Genomic DNA, 11464 nt, shown 5'->3' with positions numbered 1-11464 from the left:
CTTCTGGCTTACAGGCCCAGGATCATCTGCGTGATGATGTTTTTCTGGATTTCATTCGAGCCGCCATAGATCGATGTCTTGCGGTAATTGAAGTAGTACGCGGCCAGCGGCGCGGCCAGGTCGTCGCCAGCGCTGCTGTGCGGCGCGCTGCCGTCAAGAAATGCCGGGTCGAATGGCAAGGCTTGCGGGCCGATGGCTTCCACCATCAATTCCGTCAGTTGCTGCTGCAGTTCCGAGCCGCGCACCTTCAGCATGGACGCCTGCGGCCCCGGCCCCTTGCCCTCGTCGCTGATGACGCGCAAGACCGTCATTTCCAGCGCCATCAATTCGATTTCCAGGTGGGCCACCTTGGCGGCAAACGCGGGGTCGTGCAGCAGCGGCGCGCCGCGCTTGGTCTGCTGCATGGCCAGCTGCTTGAGGAAAGTCAATTCGCGCTTCGAGCGGCCCACGGCGGCGATGCCCGTGCGCTCGTGGCCCAGCAGGTACTTGGCGTAGGTCCAGCCCTTGTTTTCCTGGCCGACCAGATTGCTGACGGGCACGCGCACATTGTCAAAAAAGACTTCGTTCACTTCGTGTTCTTCGTCGAGCATGATGATGGGGCGCACGGTGATGCCCGGCGTTTTCATGTCGATCAGCAAGAAACTGATGCCTTCCTGCTTGCGCACCGTGCTGTCCGTGCGCACCAGGCAAAAGATCATGTCCGCGTGCTGGCCAAGGGTGGTCCAGGTTTTCTGGCCATTGACGATGTAATGGTCGCCGTCGCGCTCGGCCGTGGTTTTCAGCGAGGCCAGGTCGGAACCTGCGCCCGGCTCCGAATAGCCCTGGCACCACCAGTCGTCGCAGTTGAGGATACGCGGTAAGTAATATGCCTTTTGTTCGGCGTTGGCGAAGGCCATGATGACGGGCGCCACCATATTGACGCCGAACGGCAAAATCGGCGGCGTGGCGGCGCGCGCGCACTCGTCTTCCCATATATGGCGCTGCACGGACGTCCAGCCCGTGCCGCCGTATTCGACGGGCCAGGCCGGCGCGGCCCAGCCTTGTTGCGCGACAATCTTGTGCCAGCGCACATAGTCGTCCTTGGCCAGACGCAGATGCTGGCGCACCTTGCGCTGCAAGTCCGCCGGCAGATGGGTGTCGAGGAAGGCGCGCACCGTGTCGCGGAACGCCGTCTCCCCGGCCGTGTAATGCAGGTCCATGTCTGTCTCCTTGTTCTTATGAGTTGCCGTGATGCCTGCACGCAAGGAAGCTCAGCGCACAAAAAAGCACGACCGTTCTCAAGGATTGTACAACAGATTGGGAGCGGCGCCAGGGCTTTTACACAGGCCGGCGCCGGGTGGCATTGGCCGGCTGGCGGCCCGCAGCCGCCGTTGGCATCGCGTCTATGTGTGCGACAGAATATTGATGAGCTTGCCAAAAGGGTCGCGCACGAAAAAGCGCCTGACGCCCCAGGGCTCATCGCTCAGCCCATACTCGATGGCAAACCCTGCGGCAACCATGCGTGCAAATGCGGTATCGACGTCATCGACTTCAATCGACAGGTCTGGCACGGCCGTATTCGAGCCGCCTTGCGTGGCGAAGCTCACTTGAACACTCATCTCGGTTTGCGCACCATACGTCATGATCCAGCCGTGGTCCATCAGCAGGCTCAGGCCCAGCACCTCCTCGTAAAACCTCCGCGCCAGGCCCGGATCCGACACGGGGACATTGGCAACGATACGCTTGACTTGCATATTTTTCCTCAATACCCAAGATAGTCGCAGACAGGATTCGCCTGCACAGCGGATGTAGGACGCGATGACCGAATCCTTGGCGGCTCAATTCGTTCAGTTTCACTCAATGGCTAAGCCTTGGCAGGCCAGACGGCATCACGAATCTCTGGTTCGTGCGTCGAGAAAACACTGACGCAGGTAGCAGCCGTCACAATGATCCACTCCCGCTGCTGCCGGGTATAGCCTAGACGCTCGTCTTCTTCCTTCGCCCAGCCGCCATCGAAGACCTCAAGGACCGGATAACCCGAAGGAAAGTCTTCGGCGGCCCAGTAGTGCGCCAGCAAGACTTCGTCCAGAAAGCCTGAAACCGTCAACTTGAGAAAATGTAACCTCGATCCCGCTGTTTTTGTTGCGGTTTCGAAGGGCGCGTATTAACAAGCTGCCATCGTAGGCTACGGAATGTATGTCTGCACCCCAGTCGAATTGCTCCTGGAAGCCAAAGGGACTCGCCTTGATTGGCACATAACTCCTGCTGTCTCAGTATTTCTTTGCCGTTACCTGGCTTGATTGTTCAACGATGAGCGAAAAAATCATGGCCAGCATGAGTGCGCTGGGAAGTTGATCGCGCTGCCTACGGGTGCTCCTGAATGCACTTGACGCCCTCGGCGACGTGCTCCGCCCAACCGGTTTTATGCGTTGCAAACCATGTCTCAGTTTGAGCCTTGGTCGCGCCGCAATCAAACGCAATTTTTTCAATTTCTTCCGGGGTCTTCCCAGGCGAGGATTCAGTGCAGCCTGAAATAAACGATACTAAAACTGCGGTTGCCAGGCATACATTATTCCTCATCAATTTCTTTCCTCTATCAGTGACACCAGCAGCCCGTCCAGCTGCTTGAGCGGTTCCCGCAGAATGCGGCCCCAAAGCTTAACGAATTACCAGGAAGAAAGACCCTCACATTGTCACATTGACGCAAATGTCAACCGATGGCCGCCATCAGCCGTACAAATGCAGCAGCACCTGCACGGCAACGATCTTGACGATGGTCATGCTGGGGAAAATCATCGCGTAGCCGAGGTTCGGGCGGTCCGACTTGGCGAGGCGGTTGGCGAACACCAGCACGGCCGGGTTGCCCGTGGCGCCGGCCGCGATACCGAGCAACTCGGGAAACGGCAGGCGCAGGAAGACCTTGCCCAAAATCACCACGAGGGCCACCACCACCAGCACCGTCACGGCACCGAGCGCCAGCATGGGCAAGCCGTCGGCGCCCACCTGCTGCACGAACGGCAAGCCGGAGGCCATGCCGACGGAGGCGAGGAAAATCGTCAAGCCATAGTTGCGCATGACCAAGTTGGCCGACAGCGGCAAGCGCCAGCTGATCTTGCCCACCCTGCCCAGACGTCCCAGGATCAGCGCCATCACCAGCGGACCGCCCGCCAGGCCCAGGCTGAACGAGCCTATCCACGGCAACGGGATGGGCACCAGACCCAGCAGCACACCCAGCACCATGCCCATGCCCAACGAGACATAGCTGAACTCGGCCGTGGCCGTGATGGAATTGCCGAACAGCTTGCGCACGTCGGCCGCATGTTTGGCCGGCGCAATGGCCATCACCCTGTCGCCAAATTCCAGGGTCAGGAAGGGATGGGGCAAAATCATGGCGTCGCCACGCCGGATGAAGGCGATCTGCAGCGGGAAGTCTTTTGCCAGGTTCAGCTCGCCCAAGGGCACGCCGACGATTTCCGCGTCCGACACGAACACTTCCGTGCCGTCGAACGCGCTGCGGTCCTTCATCAGACGGCCCGGGTCCAGGTGGCCCAGCGCCGTGCGCGCCGCTTCCACGCCCGCCACCGTGCCCGACACCATCAGCGCGTCGCCCACGCCGAGCACCAGCGAGGGATCGGGCAAGCGGTTCTGGTGACCCTGGCGCACGCCGATCACTTGCACGCCAGCCAGCGGACCGTCGGCCAGTTCGGACAGGGCTGCGCCCGCCAGTTTCGCTTCGTCGATGGTAATTTCGGACACGACGATGGGCGCCGGCGGCGGCGTCAGCACGGGTTTTAATATGCGCCCGGCCTGGTACAGGCCCAGCATGGGGCCGACGACGCCGAACGGATACGCGACCGCATAGCCGACGGCCGCGTCGCCATTGCCGTGCGACGCTTCGAGCGCCGCCTGCAAGGCGGCCGTGCTGGTCATGGCGCCGGCAAATACGCCGCTGGCCATGCGCAGCGAGATATCGATCCACTGCCCGCCCCAGACGGACACGGCCAGGCCGCCCATGACGGCGGAAAAAGCGATCAGATTGTGTTTTTGCCCCGCCCCGCGCAAGCCGGCGAAAAACTGCACGCCGTACTGCACGCCTATGCCATACAGAAACAGCAGCAGGCCGATCGAGCCGACCATGGGCGGCGGCACGGAACCGGGAGCAAATGCGCCCAGCGCCAGCCCCGCGAACAGCACGCCGCCCACGCCCAGCGAAAAGCCGAACACGCTGATGCGCCCCAGCGCATAACCGGCGCCGATGACGAGAAACAGGGCGAGGATGGGCGTGGACTCCAGCGTGTGGCGAAATAATTGAAGCATCAGGAACCTTGGTCTGGGGAAGGCCCAGTTTAGCATGCACAAAAGCAACACGATGGCGATGATGACAAGCAAGCGTGCGCAGGTTTACGCCTTAAAAACGGGCAAAAAAAAGCCCGCTGCGGAAGCGGGCTGAATCTAATTCCTGTGAGGAAGTAGAGGAGACAGGTGCAATGATGCCGCGTCGCAACATATAAATCCAATTGCATGTTGTGATGATAGAAATATGCTTTATCAATATCTCGTTCAGGCCGTGCCAAAAACGATCAGCGTTCGATCCGATCTTTGCGGGCGAGTGACCAGCACGCGGGCGCGTTCCACCGATACGCAAGTCTGCGGCACAAACCCCGTCGGCAATGTCCCTCCATCGCGCTTGAGCATTTCCGGCTCATTGAACACGTCATAGTCCGCGCGCTTGAAAAGCAACTGTTCGATGCCGGCGTCCCCTTCGGGCATCGGTTTGACAACGATGAGCGACCAAAGGCCTTCATCCCCCAGGAATTGCTTTTGTTTCAGGAAGGCGTTGACCCTGTCCGCAGGAGGCGCCGAACCGGGCAGCTCGCTCTGATACATGGTCAGCGGGCACAGCAGCGTGCCGGGCGGCCACCCCATATCGGGCAGCGCGGCGACCGTCTCCGGACGCAACTGGCCCAAGTGGCGATCAAGCGGATGCCGCTCCTCCGAGCATGCGCCGAGCGCCATCAGCGCCAGCATGCCGGCTGCGTAAAACAAAGGTGTCATCAACTTGTCTCCTTGTGCATGGTTTAGCAAGGGTATCTTAAGCGATGCAGCCGTGGCGACCCGCGCGATAAGGTGCAACGGCAAAAAAAAAGCCCGCTGCGGGAGCGGGCTGAATCTAATTCCTGTGAGGAAGTAGAGGAGACAGGTGCATGATGCCGCGTCGCAACATATAAATCCAATTGCATGTTGTGATGACAGAAATAGCTATTCCCTATATCTGCCCTCTCCCCTGCCGTCCTCAGGCGACGTTATCGGCACGCAAGGTTTTCGCTGCCGCCACCATGTTGGCCAGCGCGGGAATCACTTCTTTCCAGCCGCGCGTTTTGAGGCCGCAATCGGGGTTGACCCACAGGCGCTGCGCGGGAATGCGTTCGGCCGCCTTGCGCATCAGATTCACCATCTGTTCCTGGCTCGGAATATTGGGCGAGTGAATGTCGTAGACGCCGGGGCCGATGTCATTCGGATAATTGAACTCGTCAAAGGCGTCGAGCAATTCCATGTCGGAGCGCGAAGTTTCGATCGTGATGACGTCCGCATCCATGCCGGCGATCTGCGCGATGATGTCGTTGAATTCCGAATAGCACATATGCGTGTGGATCTGCGTTTCATCGGTCACGCCATTGGCCGTGATGCGGAACGATTCCACGGCCCAGCGTAGATACTCGGCCCATTGCGACTTGCGCAGTGGCAAACCTTCGCGCAAGGCCGCCTCGTCGATCTGGATCACGCGGATGCCGGCCCGCTCCAGGTCCTGCACTTCGGCACGCATGGCCAGCGCCAGCTGGTGGCACGAGACGGAACGGGGCTGGTCGTCGCGCACGAAGGACCAGTTCAGGATGGTGACGGGGCCCGTCAGCATGCCTTTCATCGGCTTGTCCGTCAGCGACTGGGCATAGGTGCTCCACTCGACCGTCATGGCGCGCGGGCGGCTGATGTCGCCGAACAGGATGGGCGGTTTGACGCAGCGCGAACCGTACGACTGCACCCAGCCGAACTGGCTGAAGGCGTAGCCGTCCAGCTGTTCGCCGAAGTATTCCACCATGTCGTTGCGTTCCGCTTCGCCGTGCACGAAGACGTCCAGGCCCAGGGTTTCCTGTTCCTGCACGCAATGGGCGATTTCCGCCTGCATCAGCTGCTTGTAGCCGACTGCATCGAGCTGGCCGCTGCGGAACTGGCTGCGCGCCTGGCGGATTTCCGCCGTCTGCGGGAAGGAGCCGATGGTCGTCGTCGGATACAGCGGCAGTTGCAGCAGCGCAGCTTGCTTGACGGCACGCTCGGCATAGCCGCTCAGGCGCTGGCCCAACGTCGCATCGATGCGCGCCAGGGCCGCTTTCACGTGCGGATTGTGCACGCGGGTCGACTGGCGGCGCGCTTGCACGGCCACAAGATTAGCATCGAGTGCCGCCTGCACGGAGGCGCGGCCCTGGTTCAGGGCGCCGGCGATGGTGTGCACTTCATCAAGCTTCTGGCGGGCAAAGGCCAGCCAGGACCGGATATCGTCATCGAGCTTATGCTCGCTGTCCAGGTCGACAGGCACGTGCAGCAGCGAGCACGACGGGGCGATCCACAGGCGCGATTGCAGGCTGGCGTGCACGGGTTCCAGCCACGCCAGCACTTGCGTCAAATCCGTCTTCCAGATATTGCGGCCATTCACCACGCCCAGCGACAGCACGCTGGTGGCGGGCAATTGGGCGATCACTTGCTCCACTTCATCGCGGGCGTTGACGGCATCGAGGTGCAAGCCTTGCACGGGCAGCTTGCACGCCAGCGGCAAATTGTCTTGCAGCTTGCCGAAATACGTGGCCAGCAACAGTTTGACGTGCTTGACCTTGCTCAAGGCATCATAGGCCGTGACGAGGGCCTGCTGCCACGCGCCGTCGAGTTCCGTGACGAGTATCGGTTCGTCGATCTGCACCCATTCCACGCCTTGCGCGGCCAGTTCCTGTAGCAATTGCACGTAGACGGGCAGCAAGCCTTGCAGCAGCGCCAGCTTGTCGGAATCATCCTTGGCCTTACCCAGCCACAAATAGGTGACGGGGCCGATCAGCACGGGTTTGGCTTTCACGCCGAGCTGGCGCGCTTGCGCCAGTTGCCGCAACAGGCGGCTGCTGTCGAGCTTGAATTGCGTCTCGGCCGAAAATTCCGGCACGATGTAGTGATAGTTGGTGTCGAACCATTTCGTCATTTCACCGGCGTGGACGCAGCTGCAATCGCTGTCGCTAACCGAGCGGCCTCGGGCCACGCGGAAATAGTTGTCGAGCGCGGCGCCTTCCAGGCCGCGCACGCGCTGCGGCAGGTTGCCCAGCGTAAAACTCAGGTCCAGCACCTGGTCATAAAAGGAAAAGTCGCCCACGGGCGCGAAGTCCAGCGCGCGCTGGTGTTGCCAGTGACGCTGACGCAACTCGGCGCCCTGGCCTTCCAGCGCGTCCAGGCTGCTTTGGCCCTTCCAGTAGTCTTCCAGGGCGAATTTCAGTTCGCGTTTGGCGCCGATGCGCGGGTAGCCCAAATTGTGTGTCGTGACGGTCATGGTGGTTGCCTCCCAGTGAAGTGTGGGGTCATCATAGAGGCTTTCATCCATGAAAAATAATGGTAAAACTTCATACATCCATTATTAATATTCATGTATGAGCAGGCTGAACGTATTCACGAGGCCGTGCCGCGCGGGGGCGGGCGCCTCGTTCGCCGCGCGTGCCGGCCGGTGCCCAGAACCAAAACGACAGGCAAAAAAAAGCCCGCTGCGGGAGCGGGCTGAATCTATTTCCTTGGAGGAAGATAGAGGAGACAGATGAATGATGCCGCGTTGCAGCATATAAAACCACTTTATATTCGTGATGTCAGAAATACGCAGCAGTGATATTAGGGGCAACAGACAATTCCACAGGGCAACTTTTATGCTGCCACTTCCGTCTTTCCGTCGCTGGAACGCAACATATTCTTGATGCCGCGCAAGGCTTGCCGCACGCGGGCCTCGTTTTCGATCAGGGCAAAGCGCACGTATTCATCGCCGTACTCGCCGAAACCGATGCCGGGCGACACGCTCACCTTGGCCTTTTGCAACAGCAGCTTGGCAAATTCCAGCGAGCCCAGGTGACGGTAGGCTTCCGGGATATGCGCCCAGATATACATCGACGCCTTCGGCTTTTCCACCATCCAGCCCGCTTCATGCAAACCTTTCACCAGCACGTCGCGGCGGCGCTGGTACTGCGCGCAGATTTCCGTCACGCAGCTTTGGTCGCCTTCCAGCGCGGCAATGGCCGCCACTTGCACGGGCGTGAAACTGCCGTAATCGTGGTAGCTCTTGATGCGCGCCAGGGCCGCCACCAGTTCCGCATTGCCCACCATGAAGCCGATGCGCCAGCCCGCCATGTTGTAGCTTTTCGACATGGTGAAGAACTCGACGGCCACGTCGCGCGCACCGGGCACCTGCATGATGGACGGCGCCTTCCAGCCATCGAAGGTAATGTCGGCGTACGCCAGGTCATGCACCACCAGGATATTGTGCTGCTTCGCCAGCGCGACGACTCTTTCAAAGAATTCCAGTTCCACGCATTGCGCCGTGGGGTTCGACGGGAAACCCAGCACCATCATCTTAGGCTTCGGATAGCTTTCGCGGATCGCGCGTTCCAGTTCGGCAAAGAAATCCACGCCCGGCCCCATGCGCACGGAGCGTATATCGGCGCCCGCGATGACGGCGCCCCATATGTGGATCGGGTAGCTGGGGTTCGGCACCAGCACCGTGTCGCCCCGGTCCAGGGTCGCCAGCATCAAATGGGCCAGGCCCTCTTTCGAGCCGATGGTGACGATGGCTTCGCTGTCCGGGTCGATGTCGACCTCGTAGCGCTTCTTGTACCAGTGTGCAATCGCGCGGCGCAGCCGCGGAATGCCCTTGGACGCGGAATAGCCATGCGTGTCGGGACGCTTGACCGTCTCGACCAGCTTGTCCACGATGTGGGCCGGCGTGGCGCCATCGGGATTGCCCATCGACATGTCGATGATGTCCTCGCCACAGCGGCGCGCGGCCATCTTGAGTTCGGCGGTGATGTTGAAAACGTAGGGGGGAAGACGATTGATGCGCGAAAAGCTGCGCGGAGCTTGGCTGTCGGTCATGGTTATCTCTATACGTAAGCGCCCGGATCCGTCCGAGCGACGTTGGCGCAGTGGCTGCGCCTGCAACGATACTAACCCGGCTTCGCAAGAACTGGCAAGGCCGATTCGGACAAGCTACAATACGCGCTGATCGAAAATGAGCGCACCGGTTGGTAACCCGGTAAGTGCCCGGCACAGTCCGGCATGCTCCCGCCCACGCGGACCCACGGCGCTGACCCTTGGCTGTTACACCAGCCGGGGAGGTGTTCTGGTTCGTGCATTTTCCCGCCGCGCCATCCCTCCCCTGCTTTGATTAGGAATATAAAACGGATGGCAACACACGACACCGCAGTAACTGGCATGACCCTGGACCGCGCCGGCATCGAGCAGCAACTGGCCCTGCCGGTGCGCCACTTCATCGATTGCGCCTTCGATGGCGAAGACCTGTCGCGCCTCGACTTGCAGGGCTGTACGTTTGAACGCTGCACCTTTGCCGACACCAGCTTGTTTGCCAGCAAGCTCGCGCGCAGCACCTGGCGCCGCTGCCGCGCCGGCAGCGCCGATTTCGAATCCGTCGACGCCGTTGACGCGAATTTCGAAGGCTGCGACCTGAACAACACGAAATGGCGGCGCGCCAAGCTGGCATCGGTCACCTACCGGGGCTGCAAGCTGACGGGCGCCTCGTTCGAGGAAGCGGCTCACCTGGGCTTGACCTTCGAAGACAGCCTGCTGGTGGGCGCCGACCTGCGCGGCTTTTCGTTCCGCAAGGCGATACTCAAACAGCTCGATTTTTCCGACGCTTACCTGGCCGGCTGCGACTTCCGCGACGCCGTTTTCGAAGGGGGCAGCTTGCGCAACGCCACCATCAAGCTGGCGAAGTTCCAGGGCGCGGACTTGCGCGGCGCCGATATCGACGGTTTCAAACTGAGCGAAGCTGCGCTGCTGAAAGGCGCTGTCATCACGCATGCGCAGGCGGCCAACTTCATGCGGGCGCTGGACCTGGTGGTGATGTAAGCCTTGCCCCACAGCCGTTATTGACAGCAAGCTTGCGGTAAAAGCAGGTTGCCGCAACCAAGGGTTAAGGGCTGGTGGCATTTTCCATGTCCATCGCCCACGCTGCGTCGCTCGCCAGTGGTTTTTCAGGCCCACACAATTTCTCACGCCACGCGATTCACCGCAGTCCATGCCAAATAATGCGTGCTATATTCCGCACGCAGGTTTCCATTTAAACATCCGCCGACGATACTGCCCAATAACAATGATGAAGATAATAAAAATAATCTTATTCATACTGCTGTGCATCCTGACGTCCATCACCATTCCGCCAGCCGGAATAATCTTTAGTTTCATGGCGCTGCGTGAAAACAAGGAGAGCATCAGAAGATTTATCGTCAAGATATCTCCCGACACCGAAAAAATCATCCCTGCGCTGATCGAAAGATATAACGATCCCAAGACCATTATTTCACTTGTTATTTTTTCCATTGCCACGATAGGCGGCCTGATCCTCCTGGTTTCGCACCTGCATATCCAGGAAACAGATGATTATGTAAATTACATCCTCGAACAGGTGGCGCTGACAGGCATTCTCGTCGTTGGGGTGTCAGGCATTGCATGGGTACTTTTTTCGCTGAATTCCGTTTTTGCAAGCCTGCTGGCAAAAGTGGGGGTTTCCCTGGCGGTGTCTGCCTGCGTGATTTTTTCGCGCCTGAGCGCTGTCGATTTTTTTGCGGCCAATTTTCCTTTTCCGCCGTCCTACCTGCCCTTTTCGTTTGGCCTCGCCACCCTGATATTTGCCTTCTCGTTCAGCGCCTTTGCCTATGCTGTGCTGGCAATCATTTTTGAGGTCATTTTCCTGTTGTTCTTGTTTATTTTCGATTTCAAGACCAATAAAAAAACCACTTACTTCCTCTTTGCAATCTCCATTGCTGGCTTTATCGGAAGTTATTCGGCGGCCCAGGCCATGATCCAGGGCATATCAAACAAGGGGCCACTGTTCATGATCAAGGCCGCTGAACGTTATGACTTCACTACCAATCATATGTGCCAGGTGCAGGAGGGCGAAACTGTCCTCTTCATTGACAATGTAGCGGATCGCGCGATTGCAGCGACTTTCCCGCCGCCCCCGCAAGGCGAAAAAATTTCCCCTCGAAATATCTCTGATGCCACATTAAAAAGCTATCTGCCGACACATTTCCGCACCGTGCATTGCAACCAGCTAGCCGAAGCACAAAAGGAAGCTGGCTCGTGCGGCAGTCCCCAACGTTATGGCTATTGTGATGCCGATGGCAAACAGCGCAAATAAAGAGGCAAAAAAAAAGCCCGCTATGGAAGCGGGCTGAAT

At 59.4% G+C, this 11464-nt stretch carries 9 protein-coding genes; 2 read left to right on the top strand and 7 right to left on the bottom strand.

Going from position 1 to position 11464, the window contains the following annotated elements; all coding sequences use genetic code 11:
* Nucleotides 1-8: 8 nt before the first annotated feature.
* From IGS60_RS13155 to alaC, 7 genes are all read right to left on the bottom strand, one after another.
* Nucleotides 9-1199, bottom strand: a complete 1191-nt coding sequence (locus IGS60_RS13155; RefSeq protein WP_230504835.1) for an acyl-CoA dehydrogenase family protein — start codon at nt 1197-1199, stop codon at nt 9-11.
* 183 nt (nt 1200-1382) lie between these two features.
* The gene (locus tag IGS60_RS13150; RefSeq protein WP_070222911.1) at nt 1383-1733 is read right to left on the bottom strand and encodes a VOC family protein; all 351 of its coding nucleotides are present in this window, start codon (nt 1731-1733) and stop codon (nt 1383-1385) included.
* Nucleotides 1734-1843: 110 nt separating this feature from the next.
* Complete coding sequence (locus IGS60_RS13145) at nt 1844-2056, bottom strand: hypothetical protein (protein WP_230504833.1); 213 nt, start codon at nt 2054-2056, stop codon at nt 1844-1846.
* Nucleotides 2057-2706: 650 nt separating this feature from the next.
* Entirely contained in the window at nt 2707-4296 is a 1590-nt protein-coding gene (locus IGS60_RS13140) for an aspartate:alanine exchanger family transporter (RefSeq protein WP_230504831.1), read from the bottom strand.
* Between the two features lie 243 nt (nt 4297-4539).
* Nucleotides 4540-5034, bottom strand: a complete 495-nt coding sequence (locus IGS60_RS13135) for a hypothetical protein (RefSeq protein ID WP_230504964.1) — start codon at nt 5032-5034, stop codon at nt 4540-4542.
* 238 nt (nt 5035-5272) lie between these two features.
* Complete coding sequence (gene metE / locus IGS60_RS13130) at nt 5273-7561, bottom strand: 5-methyltetrahydropteroyltriglutamate--homocysteine S-methyltransferase (RefSeq protein ID WP_230504829.1); 2289 nt, start codon at nt 7559-7561, stop codon at nt 5273-5275.
* A gap of 362 nt (nt 7562-7923) precedes the next feature.
* Nucleotides 7924-9141: an alanine transaminase gene (gene alaC, locus IGS60_RS13125; RefSeq protein ID WP_230504827.1), complete on the bottom strand. Its 1218-nt coding sequence runs from the start codon at nt 9139-9141 to the stop codon at nt 7924-7926.
* A 339-nt stretch (nt 9142-9480) separates the two neighbouring features.
* Here alaC and IGS60_RS13120 point away from each other — a divergent pair, with 339 nt between their 5' ends.
* Together IGS60_RS13120 and IGS60_RS13115 are read left to right on the top strand one after the other, a co-directional pair.
* A complete protein-coding gene (locus IGS60_RS13120; RefSeq protein ID WP_083293729.1) occupies nt 9481-10134 on the top strand; it encodes a pentapeptide repeat-containing protein in 654 nt (217 codons plus the stop codon).
* A 334-nt stretch (nt 10135-10468) separates the two neighbouring features.
* The gene (locus IGS60_RS13115) at nt 10469-11425 is read left to right on the top strand and encodes a hypothetical protein (RefSeq protein ID WP_230504825.1); all 957 of its coding nucleotides are present in this window, start codon (nt 10469-10471) and stop codon (nt 11423-11425) included.
* The last annotated feature ends 39 nt before the right edge of the window (nt 11426-11464 follow it).

The sequence above is a fragment of the Janthinobacterium sp. FW305-128 genome (assembly GCF_020858135.1).
Taxonomy (GTDB): Bacteria; Pseudomonadota; Gammaproteobacteria; order Burkholderiales; family Burkholderiaceae_D; genus Janthinobacterium.
This window is presented reverse-complemented; position numbering and strand designations above follow the sequence as displayed.